Below are 23585 nucleotides of genomic sequence, written 5' to 3'. Positions count from 1 at the left end.
TTTATTCTAACTCATAAAACAGCTTTAATCTTATTTTTTTTAATTCTTTTACGGTTTCAAGCATAATAAAGTTTTTAATACTATATTTTTGGGCAAGAAGTAGTATTTTTTCTTTTTCTTTTTCTTCTTTAAAATGGCACATGGTATAAAGATTATATTTCCAATTGGGATAGGTCTTTCTTTCATAACAATGGGTTATTAAAAGTTCTTTAGAAAGTTTTTCAATAAGAAAATCTATCTTATCCCTTTTTGTTTCCCAAGCCACCATTACATTTACTTTAAATCCCAATTTGTTGTGTTTCAAAAGTGCTCCAAACCTTCTTAAAGCACCCTTTTCTTTCATTTCTCTAATCCATAAAAATAAATCTTCCTCTTTAATACCAAGAAATTTTGCTATTTCTTTAAAAGGGGTTTTAACTAAAGGTAGAGGTTCTTGTAATATCTTTACCAAAATTTTGTCTTTTTCTGTAATATTTTTATTAGCTTCAACAGTTGTTTCTATATCTATAATTTCTTCTTTATCAAAGTCAGAAATTTTATCTCCAAAAACTGCAGAAATTTTAAAAGTTCTTAAAGCAGGTAAATATAAATAATCCTCCACTTCACAAAGTTTAGCTAATTTATCAGCTTCATCTAAAGGGTCTTTCTCTGGCAAACTAACTAAAATAAACCAAAGATTATAATCATGATTTCTCAAATAATTATGGCTTATTCCTGGATGTTTATTAATAATTGAAATTGCTTTATCAAGTTTTTCTGGAGGAACTTTAAAGGCAAAAAGCGAAGATCTGTGACCAAAAAACCAAGGATTAAATATAGCTGAAATTTGCCTTAAAATCCTCTTTTTTTTGAGATATTCTAAATATTTAATTACTTCTTCTTCTTTTATATTTAGCCTTTCTCCTATTTTTAAAAAAGGGCGTTTTTCTAAAGGAAATTCTTTTTGAATTATACTTAAAAGTTCTTTTTCAGTCGTAGGAGAAATATTAAGAACCATAAATTAAAAAGTTTTTCAATAATTTAATTCTGTTGGGATGTTTAAGTTTTCGCAAAGCCATGCTTTCAATTTGTCTAACCCTTTCTTTAGTAACACCAAATTTATTACCTACTTCTTCTAAAGTATAGGCTTCCCTTTCTCCTATTCCAAATCTTAATCTAATAATTTTTTCTTCTCTTGGGGAGAGGGTTTTTAAAAGCTCTCTAATTTTTTCTGAAAGTGCAGTATTAAATGTTGCTTCATCAGGTTTAATTGTATTTTGATCCTCTATAAAATCTCTCAAGGTTGCATCCTCATCCTCTCCAATGGTAGTCTCAAGAGAAATGGGCTGTTTCATAACTTTAAAAATATAGTTTAATTTTTCAATAGAATGACCTGTTTCTTTAGCTAATTCATCAAGAGTAGGATCTCTTCCATATTCTTGATAAAATTTAGTGGAAATGATTTTGCTTATTTTATAAATAGTCTCAATTATATGAACAGGTACCCTTATAGTTCTTGTATTCTCAGCTAAGTATCTGGTTATACTTTGCCTTATCCACCAGGTAGCGTAAGTACTAAACTTAAACCCCTTTCTATAATCAAATTTTTCTATAGCTTTTAATAATCCAATATTTCCTTCTTGAATAAGATCACTTAAAAACATCCCCTTAGGAGAATATTTGCGAGCAAGAGAAATTATTAATCTAAGATTAGCTTTTACTAATTCCTCTTTATTCTTTTTGATCTCTCTAAAGGCTTTACAAATTTTTTCTCCGCTTTTATAAATTTTTTCTAAAGGCTCTCCAAAATAGTCATTAGTTTTCTTTATAAAATTATTGAATTCGTTAATGTTCTTTTTAATTTTTTCTATATCTAAATTTTCTAAAGGTGTCTTTTTAAAGTATTTTTCAATATTTTCATGTTTTCCATTTAGAGAAAAAATCTTTTTAAAGGTCCTTTCATTCAAAAAATAATCTTTTTGAAGTTTTTCTTTAAACTTATAAAATTCCTTGATTTTTTCATAGCTTTCAAGTATTTCACAAGCAAGTTCATCAAGTAAAAACTTAGTAGGTCTTGTTTCATAGATCAAATCTATAACTTTATCTATTAATTTTTCCTTTTTACCCTTTCCAAAATTTTCTACTAATTTATTAATATTGGTTTTTATCTCCTCTAACCATTTTTTTGCTTTTTCGCTATTTCTTGAAAGTTCTTCATAGTCTTTAAAGAGTAAATGAAGATTTTTGCTTCTTTCTGCCTTAATTAATAGATGGTAAAATTTTATAAGTTGAGAATAATAATTCAAAACTTCTCTTAAAATCTCTTTTTCATTTTTTTCAATAGTCTGTCCTATCCTTATCTCATCTTCTCGAGTCAAAAGTTTATGAGAAAAAACCTCTTTAAAATAAATTTTAATCGGATCCTCGGTATCTTTCTTTTTAGAAACCTTTAATTTTTCTCCTTCTTCATCTAACCAATCATCTTTTTCTTCTTCCAATATTTCTTCAAAATCTACATCATCTTTAAATAAACAAAATTTTTTATCCTTTTGGAGGCTCATATCTCCTCCTTTGTTAAAATTTATTTTCTCTTATAAGTTTTCCTGTTATCGAATTTTTTAAGATCAAAAGGTATCTTTCTATTTCTTCTTTTGAGCCTTTTACTTGAAGGAGTTTTAAATTTTCTGTAACTTTTCTTATTTCTTTTTTAGCAAGCTCTCTTTTTATGTAAATTTTAATATGATTAAGAGCTTCTTCTTTATTCTCAAAAGGCGGTTCTAAAAGAAGATCGCTTAAAACTTCTTGGAATTCCAAATCAGGAATATAATCAATTTCTTTATTTCCTCTTTTAAATTCTTCTATGAGATGTTTTAAAAATCTACCATAAAGAGTGTCTGGATAAAATTCAAGAAGTCTAGAAAGCCCTGAGGACTCAAGTTCAAGATAATATTCTGGATAATTTATCAAAAATTGAGCAATGTTTCTTAACCCCGGAACATCTTCCTTAGCTTTTTCTATAGGCTTTCCTGGTATTTCTTCTGTATAAACATCTTTTACAAAATATTTTAAAATTTCATTTTCTGGAATTCCTAAATAAAAACTGAGTTCTCTTGCTATATGATTTCTTAAAAAAGGATCTTCTGTAGATTTAAAGACCTCCATAATTTCTTTAAATGCTTTAGATGAATTAATTTTATATTCTTCATCATAAAAATTAATAACAAAGGAAATGGCATCTACAGTAAGTTTTTCTATTTTTCTTTTTAAAGTTTCTCCTTCTAATCCTTCTTTTCTTGCCCAAGAATCTGGATCATCTTCCTCTGAAAGTATTACACATTTCGGTAAAATTCCTTCTTTCAAAAAGAGAGAAATAGCTCTAAGAGTAGCTTTTTTACCTGCTAAATCACCATCATAAAAGATTATCCAATTTTCTGTTAAAGTTTTCATAAGTTTAACATGCTTTTCTGTTAATGCTGTTCCACAAGTAGCAACTACATTTTTAATATCTCTTTCCCATAGACTGAGAAAATCAAAATAACCTTCAACTAATATACCAAGATTTTCTTTTTTAATAGCTTCTTTTGATTGATAAAACCCATAAAGAATTTCACTTTTTTTAAAGATTTTTGATTCCGGAGTATTTAAATACTTGGGTTCTGCATCTTTATCTAAGGCTCTTGCCCCAAATCCTACACATTCTCCCTTTAAATTAAAAATAGGGAAAATTATTCTTCCTCTAAAAAGGTCTATATAAGAACCATCAGAAGTTCTCTTTATTAAGCCAAGCTCTTCTCCTTTAGCTAAATCTTCAGAAGTATTTCTAAGATAGCCTGCTAATACTCTACCATCTTGTGGAGCAAAACCTAAAAGAAAGTTTTTAATAGTTTCTTCCTTAATACCTCTTTGTTCTAAATATTCTCGAGCCAATTTTGAAGAACTATGAAAATATAAAAGGTGATGATAGAATTTAGCAATTTTATAATTAAACTCGGCTAACCCTTTCTCTTTTTTCTTTTCAACAAAAAAATTTTTCTCTACTGAGATGCCTGCTTTTTCAGCAAGTTCTAAAAGTGCCTCTTTAAAAGTTAATCCTTTAATTTTGGTATAAAAGGTAACTACATCACCAGCAGCCCCACATCCAAAACACTTAAAAATCTGCTTTTCAGGACTTACTACAAAAGAAGGGGTCTTTTCTGAATGAAAAGGACAAAAACCCACAAAATTTTTTCCTACCTTTTTAAGTCTAACATAAGAAGAAACCACATCTACAATATCATAAGAATTTTTTATTTCTTCAAAAAGGTCTTCGAAAGACATATTTTAAATAATTTTTAGTTAAAAATTAATTTTAAAAATCAGTAAACTTACTTAACCTTTCAGCAGGAGCAAGAAAAAATCTTGATAAGTAAAAGACTTTTAAAATTAGCCTCATCGAGTATTCGGTCAAATGAATATGAAAAATCTTTATATTTTCTAACATAGTTTTTAAAAAGTTCAAGAGTTACTTACAAATTTTATCTTTTTAATTTTTTTCTTCCAAATAAACAATAGTGACTCCTGTTCCACCTTCCATTAAATCAGCAAATTTGAAATTTTTAACCAGGGGATGATTTTTAAGATATTCTCTAACACTTTCTCTTAGTTTACCCGTCCCGTGTCCATGAACTAAATAGACTTTCGGAATTCCTTCTAAAAAAGCTTTATTTAAGGTCTTTTCAATTTCTTCTAATGCTTCCTCAACGGTTAATCCCAAAAGTTTTAAAATTTCTTTTTTCTCGATCTTTTCGTGAGATTTCTGAAAATTTTCTAAATCCTTAGGTTTGTAATATTTAAAAGAAGGTGGTTTTATTTCTGAATAATCTTTTATTATATTTCCTTTAGGAACCTCTATCCTAAAATTCCCAAGTTTTACCTCCACCAATTTATCTTTTACTTTTAAAACCTCCCCTTCCCTTTTAAAAGGTAACACAAGCACTTTATCCCCTTCTTTTATTTCTTCTTCTCTTGTTGAACTTTTTAAAAATTTATTCACAAATTCTTCAAAATTTTTAATTGCCTTTTTATAACTAATGCTTTCCTTTTTTATATTTTTTATCATTTTTTGAAATTCTTCATTCCAAATAGAGATTAATTCTTCTATCTTTTTCTCATAAAGGCTTTTTAATTCTTTTTTCTTCTCTTCTAACTCCTTTTCTTTAGACTCAAGGTTTTTCAATTTTAAATTAAGCTCCTCTTCCAGCTCCTTAAGTTTTTTTCTTTCTTTTTCTATTATTTTATACCATTCCCAATACTCTTTATTTTTTAGATAACCTATTGCCTCGCTTAAAATATTTTCTGAAAACCCCAATTTTTTAGCAAGATCAAAGGCTAAAGATTCTCCCAAAACATTATATCTTATTTTATAAGTTGGTTCTTTTGTTTCTGAATCATATTCCATAGTAGCTAATTTCAGATCTTTCATTTTTAAACTAAGAGTTTTAAGAAATTGAGAATGGGTAGTAACCACAACTTTGGTTTTTCGCTTAAGGATTTCATTTATAATAGCTGCAACTAAGGCTATTCCTTCCTCTGGATTAGTGCCCTTCCCAGGTTCATCAAGCAAAACCAGAGTGTTTTCATCAGCATTATCTAAAATCTCTTTTAAAATTTTTAAATGTGAAGAAAAAGAAGACTCGCCTTCTATTATATCTTGATCATCTCCCAAATCTACAAAGATTTTAGAAAATAAAGGAAATTCTGCTGCCTCAACTGGAATAGGAAAACCGCTTTGTCCCATAAGGATAAGAATACCTATGGTTTTTAAGGATACGGTTTTACCCCCTAAATTGGGACCAGAGATAAGAAGACCCTTCTCAATTATAAAATCATTATAAACTACTTTAGAAGAATTCTCTTTTAATAAAAGAAGGGGGTGAATACCTGAGCAAATTTTTATTAAACCTTCCTTTTTTAAAAGAGGAAACTTCCCTTTATAAGTTTTTCCGAGACTTGCTTTTGCAAAAGCAATTTCAAAATCCGCATAAATATCTTCTAAATTGAAAAAAGATTGGGAGCGAGAAAAGATTTCCTGAGAAACTTCTCTTAAAATTTTAACTACCTCTCTTTGCTCTATACGACGAAGATTTTCTATTTCATTACTTAAAGACATTATACTTGCAGGCTCTATAAATACTGTAGCTCCACTTTGGGAAACCCCATGCAATATACCCTTTACCTTATTTTTATATTCTACCTTAACAGGCAATACATATCTGCCCTCTTTTTGTGTGAAAAGATTCTCCTGAAGATAACCTTTTTTGAAAAGATTTTCTCTTATTTTTTCCAGTTTGGTAAACAAAATTTCTTTTGCTTCTTTTAGCTTTTTTCTTATGATAAATAAATTGTAAGAAGCTTTATCCTTTATTTCTCCTTTTTCCCAATCAAGTACTCTATCAAGATAAAGATCTATTTCTTTGATTTCCTCATATAGAGTTTTTAAATTAGAAAAAGGGGAATTTTCAAGATAAGAAATAAGTTTTTCTAAGGTGAGAAACCATTTTTTAATTTCTGAAAGTTCAATAGGTAAGAAAAATTCCCTTTTTGATGCCCTTTCAAATAGACTTTTTAAAGATTTTAAAGGATTAAGCTCTAATTTTTTACCCTTTTCTAATAAATCCCAGATAAATTTAGTTTTCTCTTGTGCTTTAACAGCTTCTTCATAGGAAAAAAGGGGTACTAAATTTTGACAACGCTCTTTTGAAAAATCTGAATAGAGAAAATTATTTAAATAATTTAATATCCTTGACCAATCTAATTTATTTAAAGATTTAAACACTCCAAATGAATTTAAAAATTAACCTTTATTTTTTTGTTGAAGTTTTTTAAGTTTTTTAAGTAATTTCTTACGAGCATTTTGAGATTTCTTTCTTCTTCTTACCCCAGGCTTTTCATAAAACTCTCTTTTTTTAACTTCAGAAAGTATTTTTGTTTTTTCAACTAACCTTTTAAACCTTTTTAATGCCTGTTCGAAAGATTCCCCATCTTTAATTATTATTCCTGCCAAAGAGATCCCCTCCCCTTTTTGATTTTTGCTTAAGTCTAAACTCTTTTCCAAATTTGTCAAGAAAAATTACTTGATTTTATTTTAAAATGTTTTAAAAAATCTTTTTACTATGGTTAGTTCTTATTTAAAAAAAATACCTAAAGATACAGTAATTTTAATAGATGGTTCTTCTTTTATTTATAGAGCTTATTTTGCCATACCTGGTTATTTAGCCACAACTAAAGGCTTCCCAACTAAAGCAATTTTTGGTGTAACCCAAATGGTTCTTAAAATCTTAAAGGAATGGGATCCAGAATACATTATTTGGTTTATGGATGAAAAGGAGCCAACTTTCAGACACGAAATCTATGAAAATTATAAAGCTACTCGTCCCAAAATGCCAGATGACCTTAAAATACAAATTCCCTATATAAGAAATATAATCCACTCTCTGGGAATACCCGTTCTCTCACATCCTGGATATGAGGGAGATGACCTTATAGCGAGCTTTATAAAGAACATAATAAAAAAACAGAATCTTTCTGCTATTATTGTGGCAGGAGACAAGGATCTTTATTCTTTAATTGATAAAAATATAGCTATTTATGATCCTGTTAGAGAAAAATTCTTAGATCTTGATGCTTTTCTTGAAAAATACCAATTTCCTCCCCAAGTTTTTCCTGAATTTAGAGCCTTAACTGGGGATCCCAGTGATAATATTCCTGGTGTTCCCGGAATAGGAGAAAAAACAGCTAAAGAATTATTAATAAAATTTAAAAATTTAGAAAATCTATATCAAAATATCAAACAAGTTTCTTTATCTAAATTAAGAGAAAGTCTTCTTAAATATAAAGATCAGGTATTAAATAATTTAAGCCTTTTAACTTTAAATTATAATGCACCACTTCCTTCTTTAGATATTATCTATTATAAAAGAAAGGAACCTGATTATTCTACTTTAAGAAAAATTTTTAAAGAATTAGAATTTAGAAAACTCCTATCAGAGATAAAATACACTCCTCCTGAATTTAAACCTCTCTTAATAGAAAACAAGGATCTTTCTCAAATTCCAGAAAGGGATTATTTAAGCCTTTTTCCCTTACAATACCAGGGTTATATATTCAATTTAGCTCATGCCCCTGAGATAGCAGTAGCCTTTTCTGAAAAGGAAGCTTATAAATTATCAACTTCCTGTTTAAAAGATTTAATCTCAAAATTTACTAAAACCAAATTCATCTTGCATGATTATAAAAATTTTCTTAAACTTTTCGGTTTTTCTCTGAATAAAGTATTTGATACTAAATTAGCAAGTTATCTTTTAAATCCTTCTCTAAAAAAATATGAGCTTGAATTTTTATTGCAAGAATATTTAGATATTAGCTTAGGTTCCTCAAAAATTTCTGAAGATGAAGAAATTGCTATAAAAACTTGTAGTCTTTTTCTATTAGGAAAGGAATTAATTAATCGTATTGAAGAAGAAGGTCTTAGTGAATGGCTTGAAAAGGTTGAAATACCTTTAAGCGAAGTACTTTTTGAAATGGAAAAGAAGGGATTCAAAATAGATTTAGAATACGTAAGAACACTTAATCAGGAATATCAAAAAACTCTTAAAGAATTGGAAGATAAATTATTTGAAATAGCAGGTTGTAGATTTAATCCCAAATCAAGTCAAGAAGTAAGTAATATTCTTTTTAAAAAATTAAATTTACCTTCCATTAAAAAGACACCTAAAAGTTCCCTCCCTTCAACCGATGCGGAAGTTTTAGAAGAACTTGCTCCTCTTCATCCTTTTGTTAGGTTACTTATACAATATAGAACACTTTACAAAATAAAAAGTACTTATTTAGAAGCATTTTTAAAATATGCGGAGACTAAAACACACAGATTACATACCGAATTTAATCAAACAGGAACAGCTACAGGAAGGCTAAGTTCCCAAAATCCAAATTTACAAAATATACCTATAAAAGGAGAAGAGGGGCTTTCTATAAGAAGGGCTTTTATTGCTGAAGATGGCTGTATGCTTTGTAGCTTAGATTACTCTCAAATTGAATTAAGAATCCTTGCTCATTTTTCTGAAGATAAAAATCTTATTTCTGCCTTTGAAAAGGGAGAAGATATTCATACTTTTACAGCTTGTGAAGTGTTTGGTGTAACTCCAGAAAAGGTTACCCCTGAAATGAGAAGAATGAGTAAAGCTATAAATTTTGGAATAGCTTATGGAATGAGTGCTTATGGATTAGCTAAAGAATTAAAAATAAGCCCTAAGGAAGCAGAAATTATAATAAATCGTTATTTTAGTCGTTATCCTGGAATCAAAGAATACATTCAAAAAACTATAGAATTTGCTAAAGAGAATGGTTATGTAAAAACCTTAGTTGGAAGGAAGCGCTATATACCTGAACTTTTTAGCCCAAATAAAAGTATAAAGGAGTTAGGACAAAGAATGGCAATTAATACCCCAATTCAAGGTTCTGCTGCAGACCTTATAAAATGCGCAATGGTAGCTTTGCAAAAAGAGTTAAAAAGGCATAATCTTAAAACTGCAATAATTTTACAAGTCCATGATGAATTGGTACTTGAAGTTCCTGAAGAAGAAATAGAAATAATAAAAGAGCTTGCTCCTAAAATAATGGAAAATCCTTTTAAATATTTAAACCTTCCTTATAAGCTTAATGTTCCCATAAAAGTTAATTTTTCCTTTGGCAAAAATTGGGCAGAATGTAAATAGGTTAGATAATTTTTAATTCAGAAACACAGGGGATTTTTATAGTAATAACTGTTCCCGAAGGATTATTTCTCTCTACTTGAAAAATCCCTTTGTGAAGCTTTACCACTGAATAAGCTATAATCAATCCCATCCCGAACTCTTTAAGTTTTATTAAATCTCCTTCAGCAATATTTGCCTTTATATCTTCTGGAATACCTTTCCCAGTATCTATCATTTTTACAATCACCTCTCCATTTTCTCTACTTAAAAAGATTTTTATTTCTCCCTTCTCTTGCATAGCTTTTATAGAATTATCAATTAAATTTATCCATACCCTTTTAAAGTGAAACTTATCAAAAATACACTCTCCGTCATCATCAGCCTGAATATTAAACTTAACTTCAGGATAGGCAAGTTCGTAAAGATTGACCACTTCTATAATATTTTCTAATAAACTACCTTTTTCTAAATTGAGACTGGGTTTTTTTGAGAAATAATAAAAATTTGTTGCTAATTTTCTTAATTCTTCTACATATTTTTCTATAATCTCAGTTGTTTTAAAAAGGATTTCTTTTGCAGAATCTTCAAGATTTTCCCCTAACCTTTTTCTCAATCTTTCTATAGAAAGTTTAATAGGAGTTAAAGGATTTTTAATTTCATGAGCTATTTTTATAGCTACTTCTTTCCAAATAGAAAGCCTTTTTAAATTTTCCTTTTCTTCTAAATTTTCCAAAATAACCATAAAATTTTCTTCTCGAAATAGATTAAGCTTCAAAAGTGTTAATCCTAAAAATATTTCCTTTTCCCCCACAGTAAATTCAAAAATTTTATAAAAAGGAGATTCCAGATCTACAGTGTGCAATAAATTAAACAAATCCAAATAATTCAAAAGCTCTTCTATATTCTTAAATTCATAAATTTCCAAAAATTTTTTTAAATTTTCATTAAGAAATTTTATTTTAAAATTGAAATCCAATATTAAAATTCCTACAGGAAGATGGTTTAAAATAGACATTAAATATTCATTATATCTCTTCAATTCTTCTTCATATTCTTTCACTTTTTTAACCATTTCCTTAAAGGAATTAACCAAAATCCCTAACTCATCTTCAGAAAAAGAAGTAAGAGGTATTTCTTCTATTTGATATTTTTTTTGAGAAATCTTTTGAGTAGCTAAAATAAGATTTTGTAAGGGTTCTGTAAGATTTCTTCCTATTTTACTTCCTACCCAAATACCAACAAAGATTATGAGAAGTAAAACTGAGATGCCTGTCATTAACAAAAATTTTTTAAAGGTTTTAAAATATTTTTTTTCAGGAAAAGCAGAACTTTCTGCAAATTTTTGTAGGTTTAAAACCTTTCCTGTAGCTAATATCCATTCATTACCATATTTGTCTTTACAGGCAATAAAAACCCTTAATAAAGGCTTAGATCTTATTATTGAAAATTGGGTAACAGGAATTTTTTCTGTTTTAAGCTTTTCTAAAATGGAAGGAGGGATACCTAATTTTTCCGGAATTTCTGAGGAATAGGTCTTTTTATAAAGTTGTCCAGAAAAATTATAAATTTCTATAGAATCAAGGTTTGAAAAATATCTAAATTTCTCTCTAAGGTCTTTGCTTTTCAATTCCTCAGCGGATGAAACATATTCATTAATAATTTCCTGTCCCTTTTGAAGTAAATATCTTTCCGTTTCTTTATAATAATCCTCTGCCTTCATAAATTGAGAAATAACCTTTTCTTCAAAAAATTCTTTAATCCAGTAATCTAAAGTTTTTTTGAAAAAGAAAAAACTTCCTAAAATCAATATTAGGGAAGGAAAAATTATAGAAATAAAATAAATAGAAAAGAGTTTTATCTTTATGCTTTTAGAGATTTTTTTAATCTTAATTTCCCAAAAGATTTTAAAAAGATATCTAAAAATAAAATAAAGAAGAACTAAAATAAAAATAAGATTAAGCTGAAATAACAAGAAAAGAAAAATATTTTTTTGAGATAAACTAAGAAAAGAAAAATCAAAAATATTAAATTCTAACCAAAGAGTAATCCCTATAAAAAGAAGAAAAATTAAAATCTTAATTTTTTTTAGATTTAATTTAAAAATTTCCCAATAATTCATTAATTCCAACTGTTTTTTCTGTTTCTAATTTTTTAAAATGTTTCTTTTTTGTATATCTTAAGTTTTCTGAAAGATGAGTGCTATAAGTTAGAATGACCTTCATTTTAAAAATTAGGGAATCCTTTTCAGGTGTATAAGTATATTTTAAAGGATAAGATTCTAAACTAACCACTGAGAGTACTGCATTTTCTGGTTTTTCAAAGGTCTTTAAACCAAAGTTATCTTCTAAATAATAAAGATTTTTATCAGAAGCATAATAGAGTTTTTGATAATATCTTTCCTTATAAAGAAGAACATCCTTTAATAAGAAACGTTTTCTATAAATTTCAAATTGATATTCTATTGAAACTGGTTCTTTTTGTTCTTTAAGAGAAAGAACAATCTCTTGAAAGGGAAAATCTTTATAAAACACATCTATAAGAATATTTTTTTCATAAAGGTATCCTTTTAATTTTTTTATTTCTAAAGCATAGGACTGAGAGACTATTAGAAAAATTAAGATAAGAAAAAAACTTTTAAAAATCTTCATTTTAAAATTTTATAATAACACGATTTTAAAAGTTTAAAACTTTATTAAAAATTATCTTTTTAAAAACCTTTAAGATTTGCAAAATAACGCTTTTGTAATAAATTTGTAATAAATATAAATTTTTATGAATGACTTTATTAACAAAAAATATTTTTTTCTTTTATTAGCTCTTTCTTTTTATTTTTTTATATTATTCAATTGGTCTATAGATTTAACTTCTTCTGATGAAGGAAAAAACGGCTATGTAGTCTTAAATATGATTAAAACTAAAGATTTTTTGGTGCCCTATTATAACTGTGAGCTGAGATTAGAAAAACCACCTCTTCTTTATTGGTGTGGTGTAATAGGTTCTTTTATTTTAGGGATAAATGAATTTTCTTTGAGACTTGTATCTGGGCTTTCTGCGTTAGGAGTATTAATTTTTTTAGGTTTAATAGCAAAAGAATCTTTTGATAAAAATTTGGCTTGGAAAGGTATGTTAATTTTTTTAACTTTTCCTCATGTTTGGATAGAAGCAAGATCTTTTACACCTGAGATGCTTTTAAACTTTTTTTCTGTAGGAAGCATATATTTCTTTTTAAGGAAAAATCCAATTTTGGGATGGATATTTTTAGGTTTTGCAGTTCTTACTAAAGGACCTGTAGGAATTATTTTACCCTTTATAGTAATTCTGTTTTTCAAATTAACTCAAAGAAACTTTCCTCTTTTCAGTTTTTTAGGAATTTTTCTTTTTTTTCTTGTTGGAGGAGCTTGGTATATTTATATGTTTTATAAATTTGGATATTTTTACTTTTATAAATTCTTTCTTCACGAAAATATCTTTAGATATACTGGAAAAAAGCTTTTTCATCCCCAACCTTTTTTTTATTACTTTTTAATTATTTTAGTTACTTCCTTTTTTTATATACCTATTTATTTCAAAATTTTTTCAAAATTCAAACATTTATATACTATGATAAATAAAAATTATAAAGTTCTTTTGAACAATCCACTTACACCTTTTGTATTTTGGTTTTTATTTATATTAATATTTTATAGCCTTTCTAAAAATAAGCTCCATCATTATATACTTTTTGCCTATCCACCTCTTTGTGTTATTTTAGCCAATTTTGTTTCTGAAAAATATATTCGCTGGATTATGTCAATTTCCGGAATTTTATTATTAGTAATTGCTATCTCCGGCTATACTTATGAAAAAAATCGCTTTACCTTTCAGGCTAAAAACTTCTTAAAAAACTACAAAGGAGAAATTTACTTTTATAAAAACGAAATAACAACCCTCCCCTTTTATCTTGAAAGATGTATCCCCAAGGTGGACAATCCTCAAGTTTTAAATCAAGGATTTGTTATTACCAAGAAAAAATACGAAAATTTATTTAGAAATTGTACTAAAGTTATATCCGCTTACGAGTTTAATGAGCATTTTATCTTATTAGAATGTAAGAAAAACTAAATCTCATACTTGGCATGTTTTCTTATTATTTCCTTTTTGGTAAAAAGGATTTGATAATCTTTAAGAGAAAAATTTTCCGAAATTTCTTTTATCCTTTTTTTGACTTCTCTTTTGTTTTTTCCGTGAATCATGGTATAAAGGTTATAATTCCAATCTTCATAAGTTTCTCTAACATAGCAATGTGAAATATAGGGAAGTTGGGACAAATATTGTCCAATTTCTTCAATTTTTTCTTCAGGGACCCTCCAAGCAACCATAGCATTTCCTTTAATTCCTGCAAGATTGTGTCTTAGTGTTATACCCAATCTTCTTATTATCTTTTTATCCATTAAGTTTTTTATTATTTCTAAAACTTCTTTCTCTGTAAATCCTGTTTTTTTGGCAATTTCATAAAAGGGGCGTTCTGAAAGAGGAATTCCCTCTATTAAAATTTGGAGAATTCTTTTTTCTTTTTCAGAAAGATTTACCATTTTATTAAAGCTCTTATTATACTTTTCCTCTTTTTCTTTTCAACTTCATATTTATTTTATAAAAATGAAGAAAGTTTTTTAAAGATAACTTGACAAAAGGAAAAATCAATTTATTATTTATATTTGATTAAGTTAAGGTTCCCCGGTAGCTCAACAGGCAGAGCGGTGGGCTGTTAACCCATAGGTTGCAGGTTCGAGTCCTGCCCGGGGAGCATTTAAATCTGAGAGATCTTGAGATCTCAATAAGGTCTTATTTTAATAAATGCATGGTCTATTTTTAACTTTAATAAATTCCTTTTTAAAAGGAGAGAAAGAATGGATCAGCCTGTAAACGGGAAACTTATTTCTGAAAACTTAAAAATTTCAATTTCTGAAGAACTACCTGAAACAATTACCTCACCTGTATATCTTTCTGAATTAAGAAAAAAATCCCTTTCTGAACTTTATGCCTTAGGAGAAAAATTAGGAATTGAAAATATATATAATTATTACAAGAAATCTGAAGTTATCTATCAAATAGTAAGTAACCTTTTAGTAAAAGAAATTGAAGTTATTGTTGAGGGTGTTTTAGAAGTTTTACCTGAAGGGTTTGGATTTTTGAGATTTAATGACTATAATTATCTACCAAGCTCTGAGGATATATATGTTTCTCCTCCTCAAATAAGGAAATTCGGTCTTAAAACAGGGGATACCATATTAGGATATATAAGACAACCAAAAGAAGGAGAAAAATATTTTGCCTTAGCTAAAATTGAAAAAGTAAATTATTATCCTCCAGAAGTAGTAAGAACAAGAACACCCTTTGATCATCTCACACCTATTCATCCTAATAAATGGCTTCGTTTAGAAACAGATCCAGAAAATTATTCTACTCGTATTATAGATTTATTTGTTCCTATTGGAAAAGGACAAAGAGGTCTCATTGTGGCTCCCCCAAGAACTGGAAAAACTGTTTTATTGCAAAATATTGCTAATGGAATAGTAAAAAATTATCCTGAGGTACATCTTATCATTCTTCTTGTTGACGAAAGACCTGAGGAAGTAACAGAAATGCAAAGAACTGTCCCAAGAGCAGAAATTATAAGTTCTACATTTGACGAACCTCCCCAGAAACATACCCAAGTTGCAGAAATAGTTATTGAAAAGGCAAAAAGGTTAGTTGAATGTAAATATGATGTGGTAATTTTACTTGACAGCTTAACACGTTTAACAAGAGCTTACAATGTAGTAGTTCCCTCAAGTGGTAAGCTTCTTTCCGGTGGAATAGATGCTAATGCTCTTCATAAACCAAAAAGATTTTTTGGAGCAGCAAGAAATGTAGAAGAAGGAGGAAGTCTTACTATAATTGCAACTTGTCTTATTGACACAGGAAGTAGAATGGATGAAGTAATATTTGAAGAATTTAAAGGAACAGGAAATATGGAAATAGTTTTAGATAGACGCTTAGCAGATAGAAGAATCTGGCCAGCTATTGATATTCATTTAAGCGGAACAAGAAAAGAAGAATTGCTTCTTCCTCCTGATATTTTACATAAAGTTTGGTTATTAAGAAAGGTTCTCTCTCCCTTAAATCCAGTAGAATGCATGGAATTTTTATTAGAAAAATTGAAAGACACTAAAAGTAATGAAGAATTCTTAAGTAAGATGAATCAATAAAGACTAATGTTCTAAAGGAACTGTTTTATCTTTCAATTTTTCCTGTAATTCCATTAATTTCCAAATATCAAGAGATGGAGCCTCTTTAAATAGAGTTGAAGGATCTTCAAGAAGAAGAGCAATTTTTAAAACTTCATCCATATTTTCCACTAATATAACTTCAAGATCTCTCAATACATTAGGATTAATCTCTTTTAATTCTTTTTCATTTTCCTTAGGTATAAGAACAGTTTTTATTCCACCCCTTACAGCTGCAAGTAATTTTTCTTTTAAACCCCCAATAGGTAATATTCTTCCTCTTAAAGTTATTTCTCCAGTCATAGCTACAGTATTTTTAACAGGTATTTTCAAAAGTGCAGAAACAATAGCTGTTGCTATTGTTATTCCAGCACTTGGGCCATCTTTTGGTATAGCTCCCTCTGGTACATGAACATGAATGTCTATTTTTCTATAAAAATCAAGAGGTAGACCTAATTGAAGAGCTCTTGATCTTACATAACTCATAGCAGCTTGAACTGATTCTTGCATTACTTCTCCAAGCTTTCCTGTAATCTGAAGATTTCCTTTACCAGGCATAATAACTGCTTCAATCTGAAGTAATGCTCCCCCAGTTTCTGTCCAGGCAAGTCCTGTAGCAATACCAACTTGTGGTTGCTCTTCAGCTACTCCATATCTATACTTAGGAACACCTAAAAACTCTTCTAACTTAGAAATTGTAATCTTGAAAGGAATAAATTCTTTAGGATTCTTAGCTACATCTTTAGCAATTTTTCTACAAATAGTTGCAATTTCTCTTTCTAAGTTTCTAACTCCTGCTTCTCTGGTATATTTTCTAATAATTTCAAGTAAAGCATCATCATCTAAAGGAACCATCTCCGGACTTAACCCATGAGCTTGAAGTTGTCTCGGTAATAGATAATTTTTAGCTATTTCTAATTTTTCTTCTTCTGTATATCCAGGAAGTTCTATAACCTCCATCCTATCAAGTAAAGCAGGTGGAATTGTATAAAGTGCATTGGCTGTAGTGATAAAAAGAACTTTAGATAAATCATATCCTACTTCTAAATAATGATCTTGGAAAGAATGATTTTGCTCAGGATCAAGAACTTCAAGTAAAGCTGCTGCTGGATCTCCCCTAAAATCCATGCCTATTTTATCTACCTCATCAAGACAAAAAACAGGATTAATAGTCCCTGCTTTTCTCATTCCCTGAATAATTTTTCCAGGTAAAGCTCCTACATAAGTTCTTCTATGTCCTCTTATTTCTGCTTCATCCCTTATTCCTCCAAGAGAAACCCTAACAAATTTTCTTCCTATAGCTTCAGCTATAGATTTAGCTAAGGAAGTTTTACCCACTCCCGGAGGACCAACGAAACAAAGAATAGGTCCTTTAATAGATTTAGTAAGCTTTTGAACAGCTAAATGTTCTATAATTCTCTGCTTAGGTTTCTCTAATCCATAATGGTTTTTATTTAACAATTCTTCAACTTTTTCTATATCTATGTTGTCTTGTGTTTTTTCATACCAAGGAAGACTAATAAGCCAATCTATATAATTTCTTACCACAGTTGCCTCAGCAGACATAGGAGACATTAAAGAGAGCTTTTTAAACTCTCTTCTTACAATACTTGCAACTTCCTTAGGAAGTTTTTTCTTTTTTATTCTTTTTTCTAATTCTGCAAGATCACTTCTACCATCTTCTCTTTCTCCCAATTCTTTTTGAATAGCTTTCATTTGTTCATGGAGATAATAATCTCTCTGAGTCTTTTCCATCTGTTTTTTAACTCTTTCTCTTATACGAGATTCGGTCTTGATTATTTCTATTTCTCCTCTTAGATGATTGAGAAGGATTTCTAAACGCTTTTTAACACTTATAGTTTCAAGTAATTTCTGTTTCTGTTCTAACTTTAAATTTAAAATAGCTGCAAGTCTATCAGAAAATTCTGAGGGGTTGTCTATGTTAAGAAGATTATTGACAATTTCTGGATTAAGCTTCTTATTGTAGTGAGAATATTCTTCTAAAGACTCTTTACAAAGTTTAATAAGAGCTATTGTTTCAACATCAGCTTCAATTATTTCAGTTTTCAATTCTACTTCAACCAGAAAATACTCAGAATCAGATAAAAATCTTACTATTCTTCCTCTGTTTAAACCTTCTACTAAGATTTTTAAAGTTCCGTCAGGAAGTTTTAAAAGTTGAATAATTTTACATACGGTTCCAACTTTATATATATCATTTTCAGTAGGATTATCTAATTTAGCATCTTTCTGAGCAGAAAGAAAAATTAATTTATCTGTTGCATAGGCTTTCTCAATAGCAAGAATACTCTTAACTCTTCCAATAAAGAGTGGGACTGCAGTATAAGGAAAAACTACAATCTCTCTTAAAGGTAATAAAGGTAAAACTTTTAAACTTTCGTTAGACATTATTTTATCTACCTCTCCTTTACTTTTTTGTTTTTCTTAAAAATTAAGATCGGTCTTTCTTTTTTCAAGATTACTTCTTCAGTAACTATACATTCTTTTACATCGGTTAAGGAGGGGATCTCATACATTACATCTACCATTACTTCTTCAATTATTGATCTTAAACCGCGAGCCCCTGTTTTTCTCTTTACTGCTTCTTCGGCAACTACTCTTAAAGCTTTTTCTGTAAATTTAAGTTCTACTCCTTCCATTTCAAAAAGTTTCTGATATTGTTTTATTATTGAGTTTTTAGGTTCAACAAGTATTCTAACCAAATCATCAACAGTAAGTTCATCTAAGGTTGCAATAACAGGGAGTCTTCCTACAAATTCAGGAATAAACCCGTATTTTATTAGGTCTTCTGGTTGGACCTGAGATAAAATCTCTCCTAAGGTCAAATCTTTAACATTTTTTATTTGGGCCCCAAATCCTATAGATCCCTTACCCAGTCTTCTTTTTATTATTTCATCAAGACCTACAAATGCTCCTCCGCAGATAAATAAAATGTTAGTGGTATCCATTTTTATATATTCTTGTTGAGGATGTTTTCTTCCTCCCTTAGGAGGAATATTAGCTATAGTTCCTTCTAAAATTTTTAAAAGCGCCTGCTGAACACCTTCTCCAGAAACATCTCTTGTAATAGATGGACCCTCACCTTTTTTAGCAATTTTGTCTATCTCATCAATATAAACAATTCCCTTTTGAGCAAGTTCTAAATCATAATTGGCAGCTTGAAGGAGATAGAGAAGGATATTTTCCACATCCTCCCCTACATAACCGGCTTCGGTAAGAGGGGTTGCATCCGCAATAGTAAAAGGAACTTTTAAAAATTTTGCCAATGTTTGAGCTAAAAGGGTTTTACCAGAACCAGTTGGTCCTATTAACAAGATATTAGTTTTTTGAAGTTCTACGTCTTTCAAATGCTTTTTGTTAGATTTCTGATATTCTATTCTTTTATAATGGTTATATACTGCTACAGAAAGTATTTTTTTGGCTCTTTCTTGACCAATTACATATTGATCTAAATAAGCTTTTATTTCAGCAGGTTTAGAAAGTTTAGTATGATTCTCTTCTGATAAATTTATCCTTTCATATTCCTCTTCTAAAATCTCATTACATAATTCTACACATTCATTGCAGATATAAGCAGAGGATCCTGCTATAAGTTTTTTAACTTCACTTTGAGACCTTCCACAAAAGGAACATCTTGGTTCTCTTCCAAATTCTTTCATATTATCACCTACCTTGTAATTAAGATTTTATCTATAATTCCATATTCTAATGCTTCTTCTGCAGACATATAAAAATCTCTTTCAGTGTCCTGTTTAATTTTTTCCTTAGGTTGCCCAGTATGCTGAGATAAAATTTCAGTAATGATTTCTCTTAAACGTAAAATCTCTTTTGCCTGAATTTCAACTTCTGTTGCTTGTCCTTGAAAAGCACCAATAGGTTGATGAAGCATTATTCTTGAATGACGAAGGGCATATCTTTTCCCTTTAGTTCCTGCTGCTAAAAGAACAGCTGCCATACTTGCAGCCTGCCCTACACAAATAGTACAAACATCTGGTTTTATGTATTGAATAGTATCATAAATAGCAAGCCCCGCTGTTACTAATCCTCCTGGTGAGTTAATATAAAGCATAATATCTTTGTCAGGATCTTCAGCTTCTAAGTATAAAAGTTGTGCTATAACAAGATTAGCCACATTTTCATCAATAGTAGTACCTATAAAAACTATTCTTTCTTTTAAAAGGCGAGAATATATATCAAAGGCACGCTCAGTTCTGCCTGTCTGTTCAATCACTATAGGAATATAGTAAGCCATAATCTTAACTCTCCTTATTTTCTTTATTTATAGGTTTAGCATTATTTACTAAAAATTGCAAGGTCTTCTCTGCTAACTTTTTGGGAAGTATATTAAAATAAACAATTCCTCGAGCCTGCTCTAATGAAACCCTTAAATTTTTGGAAATGGTCTCAACAGTTTTATCAATTTCTTCTTGAGGAATTTCAATATTTTCAAGCTCGGCTATCTTTTCTAATAACAACTCCTCTTTTGCCTGTTTTTCAGCAATAGGATAAAGTCTTTCTCTTAATTTATCCATAGAAATATTAAGCTTATCAAAACTAAATCCATCCCTTTCTAATCCTTCTCTTATTTTATCTATTAATTGATATAACTTTAATTCAACATATCGGGTAGGTACTTTAAAATCTACTTTTTCTAAAATTTTTTCTAAAAGTCTTTCTCTAAACCTATCCTCGTTTCTTCTCTTTTTGTCTTCTAATAGTCTCTTTTTGATACTTTCTCTTAAAGCCTCTACTGTTTCAAAACCTATGTTCAAGCTTTTTATAAATTCGTCATCCAATTCCTTCAATTCTCTCTTATATATTTCTTTTACTTCTATTTGATATCTCACTTTTTTACCAGCTAAAAGAGGGTTAAGACCATCTTCGGGATATTCAACCTCTACACTAAATCTATCTCCTTCTTTTTTTCCTATCAATTCTTTTTCTACCTTTTCGTTAAATTCACCAGTTCCTACATCTATAAAAAGTGCCTCAGCTTGATGTCCAGGGATGAGTTCCTCTCCATCATAGGCTTCAAATTTAATAACTGCTATAGATCTATCTTCAATTATTTCTTCTTTTTCAGCTCTTTTTAGTGGCGAAAAAGAATATTTTAATTCATGTAGAATTTTATCTACCTCCTCTTCATTTATTTCGTCAGATTCCCTTTCAACTTCAATACCAATATAATCCTCCTTTTTTATATTAATTTCAGGTCTTACCTCTACCAAAACTGAATAATTAAAAGGTTTTCCTTCTTTTAATTCTCCCAATTCTTCCAATTTCGGCCTTAAAAGAGGTTCTACTTTTGCTTCCTTAATAGCTTTTTCAAGGGTATCTTCTATAATTTTTGCTATACTTTTTTCTTCAATTTCTTCTCTATAAAGTTTTTTAACTAAATAAATAGGGACTTTCCCTTCTCTAAATCCTTTAACTTTTGCTTTTTTTCTAATTTGATCAGTAACTTTTTGAATTACCTCATCAACCTTTTCTTGGGAAACTTCTATTTTTAAAATTTTTTCTACTTCATTTAAATCTTGCAACTCTACCTTCATACCCTCTTTTACCCCCTCTAATTTTTATCCTTACCTTACCTTAAATTTAAAATTTTACAAGGTAAAAGACTTTAAAGCTTTTCTTTGCTGTATTTCTCTTTTATGTATTCCAAAAGTTCTTCTTTTGAAACGAACTTTTTCTCCAATATTTGTATTTCTACATCTTGCAAAATTTCTTTAAATAGAGGACCTGGTTTAAATCCAAGTTTTATTAAATCATCTCCTGTGATAAGCCTTTTTTTCTGGCTTTCCTTTTCAAGTTGTTCTTTTAATTCAAAAAGTTCGTGAAAAAAAGTTCTTAAACGTTCTTCATAATCTGGTTCTTTATCAGGACCTTGACTTGCATATGAGTCTGCCATACAAACTATAAAAAGTTCTTTAAGATAGGGCACATCTTTTATTAAATTTCTCTTAGCTCGCAAAGTGAGACTTCCCTTTTCCTTTTCATTAAGTAAATGAAAGGGTCTCATGTGGTTTTTTATAAGATTACAAACTTTATTTATTAAATCCTTTTTAAATCTTAAATTTTCCGCCATAATTTTAAACAATTCAGCAGAAACCTTTTCATGTCCATAAAAGGTTATTCTTTCTTTTATCTCAAAGGTATAAGCTTTACCAAGATCATGAAAAAGACCTGCTAATTTAACAGAAAGTATAAAATCTTCATTCTCCATTTCATCTGTTTTTTCGATTTCTAAATATTTTTGCGGATTTTCTAATATTTTTTCAGTCCATCTAAGTGTTTCTAAGAGATGATCTTTTACATCTAAGTGGTGGAAAGTAGGTTGAGGAATACCCTTAGCCTTTTCCAAATAAGGAAAAATTTCTGTTAAAAGATTATCCTCATCCATTAATTTAAAAGTTTCAAAAGTTTTATTAGAAATTAAAATATATAAAAGCTCTTGTAAAATTCTCTCCTTTGCACACCTATTTATCTTTTGTTTATGGATGCGAAAAAAATTTCTTGTTTTTTCTTCTATTTTTCCAAATCCGTAAGCAAAAAACCTATAACCTCTTAAAATTCTTAAAGGGTCTTCAATAATATTTTCTTCACTAATAGCTCTTATAACACCCTCTTTTAGATCTTTATATCCTGAAAAGGGATCTAAAATTAAAAACCTATTCTCAAAAAGAGCTTTTACAGGAAGCCCCATAGCATTAAAAGTAAAATCTCTTTTTTTTAAATCCTCCTCTATTGTTTCTCCTCTAAAACTTGTAAAATCTATAGTGTTTTTCCCTTTAGCTAATCTATATATTCCCCACTCTGGGGAGAGAGGAACAAAATGGTAATTTAAAAATTTTTGAGCAAATAAAACAAGATCCACTACATTTTCTTTAACTGTTAAATCAAGATCTGTAATTTTTTCGGAGGTAAAAAGAGCTCTTACTGAACCCCCTGTCAAATAGAATTCTTCTCTATTCTTAAATTTTCTTAAAAAAGAAATTATTAAATCTTTTTCTTTCTGAGGAAAATCAAGAAGATTTAAAAACTTATTTCTTAATGTTTCGTCAAATTCCAGAAACATTCATAAAAATTTTGTGTCGTTATTGAGACGCCTTTTCTTCTTCGATAGAAGCTTTTTCTTCGGTAGAAGTGGGGATTGATTGATATTTTTTCTTCATCTTTTCTATAAATTCTAAAACCTTTTTTATCCTTTCCTTTTTAAGTTTTGAACCTTTAGTAGTCAATTTTTCTTCTACCAACTCTACAATAGCCATAAAAGAAGCATCCCCTCTTCTTGGACCAACTTTTATAATTCTCGTATATCCACCTGCTCTATCAAGATATTTCTCTCTCAATTGAGTAAATAATTTTTTTACTATACCTTTATCTCTAATAAAAGCTAAAGCTCTTCTTCTTGAAGCAAGATCTCCTTTTTTAGCAAGAGTTATCATTTTATCAGCTACTCTTCTTAATTCTTTTGCTTTAGCTAATGTAGTTGTAACCCTTCCATGTTTAAACAAATCAGTTACCATATTTCTGAGAATAGCTTTATGATGTTCTGTATCTCTGCCAAGTTTTCTGCTAACCTTTCTATGCCTCATTTTTTATCTCC

At 29.0% G+C, this 23585-nt stretch carries 17 protein-coding genes and 1 tRNA gene; 4 read left to right on the top strand and 14 right to left on the bottom strand.

Annotation, left to right across the window (positions count from 1 at the left end; all coding sequences use genetic code 11):
• Position 1: 1 nt before the first annotated feature.
• The 5 genes from ahbA to rpsU all read right to left on the bottom strand — a co-directional run bounded on the left by ahbA (position 2) and on the right by rpsU (position 7021).
• Positions 2 to 997, bottom strand: a complete 996-nt coding sequence (gene ahbA, locus TOPB45_RS04130; protein WP_013909598.1) for a siroheme decarboxylase subunit alpha — start codon at positions 995 to 997, stop codon at positions 2 to 4.
• Positions 987 to 2540, bottom strand: a complete 1554-nt coding sequence (locus TOPB45_RS04125) for a sigma-70 family RNA polymerase sigma factor (protein ID WP_013909597.1) — start codon at positions 2538 to 2540, stop codon at positions 987 to 989. The genes ahbA and TOPB45_RS04125 overlap by 11 nt, the downstream gene beginning before the upstream one ends.
• Before the next feature lie 13 nt (positions 2541 to 2553).
• Positions 2554 to 4296: a DNA primase gene (gene dnaG / locus TOPB45_RS08555; RefSeq protein ID WP_013909596.1), complete on the bottom strand. Its 1743-nt coding sequence runs from the start codon at positions 4294 to 4296 to the stop codon at positions 2554 to 2556.
• A 205-nt stretch (positions 4297 to 4501) separates the two neighbouring features.
• The gene (locus TOPB45_RS04115) at positions 4502 to 6793 is read right to left on the bottom strand and encodes an endonuclease MutS2 (RefSeq protein WP_013909595.1); all 2292 of its coding nucleotides are present in this window, start codon (positions 6791 to 6793) and stop codon (positions 4502 to 4504) included.
• An 18-nt stretch (positions 6794 to 6811) separates the two neighbouring features.
• On the bottom strand, positions 6812 to 7021 hold the full coding sequence (gene rpsU, locus TOPB45_RS04110) for a 30S ribosomal protein S21 (protein ID WP_013909594.1): 210 nt from the start codon (positions 7019 to 7021) through the stop codon (positions 6812 to 6814).
• A gap of 109 nt (positions 7022 to 7130) precedes the next feature.
• On the opposite strand from rpsU, the gene polA reads away from it, so the two are divergent.
• Positions 7131 to 9731 (top strand): DNA polymerase I, encoded by a 2601-nt coding sequence (gene polA, locus TOPB45_RS04105; protein WP_013909593.1) that lies wholly within the window; start codon positions 7131 to 7133, stop codon positions 9729 to 9731.
• Position 9732: 1 nt separating this feature from the next.
• Here the strand turns inward: polA and TOPB45_RS04100 are convergent, their stop codons facing one another.
• Complete coding sequence (locus tag TOPB45_RS04100; RefSeq protein WP_013909592.1) at positions 9733 to 11829, bottom strand: sensor histidine kinase; 2097 nt, start codon at positions 11827 to 11829, stop codon at positions 9733 to 9735.
• Positions 11807 to 12358 (bottom strand): hypothetical protein, encoded by a 552-nt coding sequence (locus tag TOPB45_RS04095; RefSeq protein WP_013909591.1) that lies wholly within the window; start codon positions 12356 to 12358, stop codon positions 11807 to 11809. The genes TOPB45_RS04100 and TOPB45_RS04095 overlap by 23 nt, the downstream gene beginning before the upstream one ends.
• A 124-nt stretch (positions 12359 to 12482) precedes the next feature.
• Here TOPB45_RS04095 and TOPB45_RS04090 point away from each other — a divergent pair, with 124 nt between their 5' ends.
• The gene (locus tag TOPB45_RS04090) at positions 12483 to 13811 is read left to right on the top strand and encodes an ArnT family glycosyltransferase (RefSeq protein WP_013909590.1); all 1329 of its coding nucleotides are present in this window, start codon (positions 12483 to 12485) and stop codon (positions 13809 to 13811) included.
• Here the strand turns inward: TOPB45_RS04090 and ahbB are convergent.
• Positions 13808 to 14281, bottom strand: coding sequence for a siroheme decarboxylase subunit beta (gene ahbB, locus TOPB45_RS04085; protein WP_013909589.1), 474 nt, complete (start codon positions 14279 to 14281; stop codon positions 13808 to 13810). The genes TOPB45_RS04090 and ahbB overlap by 4 nt on opposite strands.
• A 139-nt stretch (positions 14282 to 14420) precedes the next feature.
• Here ahbB and TOPB45_RS04080 point away from each other — a divergent pair.
• Both TOPB45_RS04080 and rho read left to right on the top strand, forming a co-directional pair.
• Positions 14421 to 14493, top strand: a tRNA-Asn gene (locus tag TOPB45_RS04080).
• A gap of 103 nt (positions 14494 to 14596) precedes the next feature.
• Positions 14597 to 15937, top strand: coding sequence for a transcription termination factor Rho (gene rho / locus TOPB45_RS04075; protein ID WP_013909588.1), 1341 nt, complete (start codon positions 14597 to 14599; stop codon positions 15935 to 15937).
• A 3-nt stretch (positions 15938 to 15940) separates the two neighbouring features.
• Here the strand turns inward: rho and lon are convergent, their stop codons facing one another.
• The 6 genes from lon to rplQ form a co-directional block, all read right to left on the bottom strand.
• On the bottom strand, positions 15941 to 18364 hold the full coding sequence (gene lon / locus TOPB45_RS04070; protein ID WP_013909587.1) for an endopeptidase La: 2424 nt from the start codon (positions 18362 to 18364) through the stop codon (positions 15941 to 15943).
• Between the two features lie 8 nt (positions 18365 to 18372).
• Complete coding sequence (gene clpX / locus TOPB45_RS04065) at positions 18373 to 19635, bottom strand: ATP-dependent Clp protease ATP-binding subunit ClpX (protein ID WP_013909586.1); 1263 nt, start codon at positions 19633 to 19635, stop codon at positions 18373 to 18375.
• 8 nt (positions 19636 to 19643) lie between these two features.
• Positions 19644 to 20228: an ATP-dependent Clp endopeptidase proteolytic subunit ClpP gene (gene clpP / locus TOPB45_RS04060; RefSeq protein ID WP_013909585.1), complete on the bottom strand. Its 585-nt coding sequence runs from the start codon at positions 20226 to 20228 to the stop codon at positions 19644 to 19646.
• Between the two features lie 4 nt (positions 20229 to 20232).
• Positions 20233 to 21528 (bottom strand): trigger factor, encoded by a 1296-nt coding sequence (tig, locus tag TOPB45_RS04055; RefSeq protein WP_013909584.1) that lies wholly within the window; start codon positions 21526 to 21528, stop codon positions 20233 to 20235.
• Between the two features lie 71 nt (positions 21529 to 21599).
• Positions 21600 to 23054: a CCA tRNA nucleotidyltransferase gene (locus TOPB45_RS04050; protein WP_013909583.1), complete on the bottom strand. Its 1455-nt coding sequence runs from the start codon at positions 23052 to 23054 to the stop codon at positions 21600 to 21602.
• Between the two features lie 19 nt (positions 23055 to 23073).
• Positions 23074 to 23574: a 50S ribosomal protein L17 gene (rplQ, locus tag TOPB45_RS04045; RefSeq protein ID WP_013909582.1), complete on the bottom strand. Its 501-nt coding sequence runs from the start codon at positions 23572 to 23574 to the stop codon at positions 23074 to 23076.
• Positions 23575 to 23585: the final 11 nt, after the last annotated feature.

This window comes from Thermodesulfobacterium geofontis OPF15 (assembly GCF_000215975.1).
GTDB lineage: Bacteria > Desulfobacterota > Thermodesulfobacteria > Thermodesulfobacteriales > Thermodesulfobacteriaceae > Thermodesulfobacterium > Thermodesulfobacterium geofontis.
Note: the sequence above shows the minus strand (reverse complement) of the source record. Positions and strands in the feature narration are given on the sequence as shown.

Bases quoted from the DNA above. Each gene is read 5' to 3' on its own strand.
- ahbA (WP_013909598.1), bottom strand. From the start codon at position 997: ATGGTTCTTAATATTTCTCCTACGACTGAAAAAGAACTTTTAAGTATA.
- TOPB45_RS04125 (WP_013909597.1), bottom strand. From the start codon at position 2,540: ATGAGCCTCCAAAAGGATAAAAAATTTTGTTTATTTAAAGATGATGTA.
- dnaG (WP_013909596.1), bottom strand. From the start codon at position 4,296: ATGTCTTTCGAAGACCTTTTTGAAGAAATAAAAAATTCTTATGATATT.
- polA (WP_013909593.1), top strand. From the start codon at position 7,131: ATGGTTAGTTCTTATTTAAAAAAAATACCTAAAGATACAGTAATTTTA.
- TOPB45_RS04100 (WP_013909592.1), bottom strand. From the start codon at position 11,829: ATGAATTATTGGGAAATTTTTAAATTAAATCTAAAAAAAATTAAGATT.
- TOPB45_RS04095 (WP_013909591.1), bottom strand. From the start codon at position 12,358: ATGAAGATTTTTAAAAGTTTTTTTCTTATCTTAATTTTTCTAATAGTC.
- TOPB45_RS04090 (WP_013909590.1), top strand. From the start codon at position 12,483: ATGAATGACTTTATTAACAAAAAATATTTTTTTCTTTTATTAGCTCTT.
- ahbB (WP_013909589.1), bottom strand. From the start codon at position 14,281: ATGGTAAATCTTTCTGAAAAAGAAAAAAGAATTCTCCAAATTTTAATA.
- rho (WP_013909588.1), top strand. From the start codon at position 14,597: ATGGATCAGCCTGTAAACGGGAAACTTATTTCTGAAAACTTAAAAATT.
- lon (WP_013909587.1), bottom strand. From the start codon at position 18,364: ATGTCTAACGAAAGTTTAAAAGTTTTACCTTTATTACCTTTAAGAGAG.
- clpX (WP_013909586.1), bottom strand. From the start codon at position 19,635: ATGAAAGAATTTGGAAGAGAACCAAGATGTTCCTTTTGTGGAAGGTCT.
- clpP (WP_013909585.1), bottom strand. From the start codon at position 20,228: ATGGCTTACTATATTCCTATAGTGATTGAACAGACAGGCAGAACTGAG.
- tig (WP_013909584.1), bottom strand. From the start codon at position 21,528: ATGAAGGTAGAGTTGCAAGATTTAAATGAAGTAGAAAAAATTTTAAAA.
- TOPB45_RS04050 (WP_013909583.1), bottom strand. From the start codon at position 23,054: ATGTTTCTGGAATTTGACGAAACATTAAGAAATAAGTTTTTAAATCTT.
- rplQ (WP_013909582.1), bottom strand. From the start codon at position 23,574: ATGAGGCATAGAAAGGTTAGCAGAAAACTTGGCAGAGATACAGAACAT.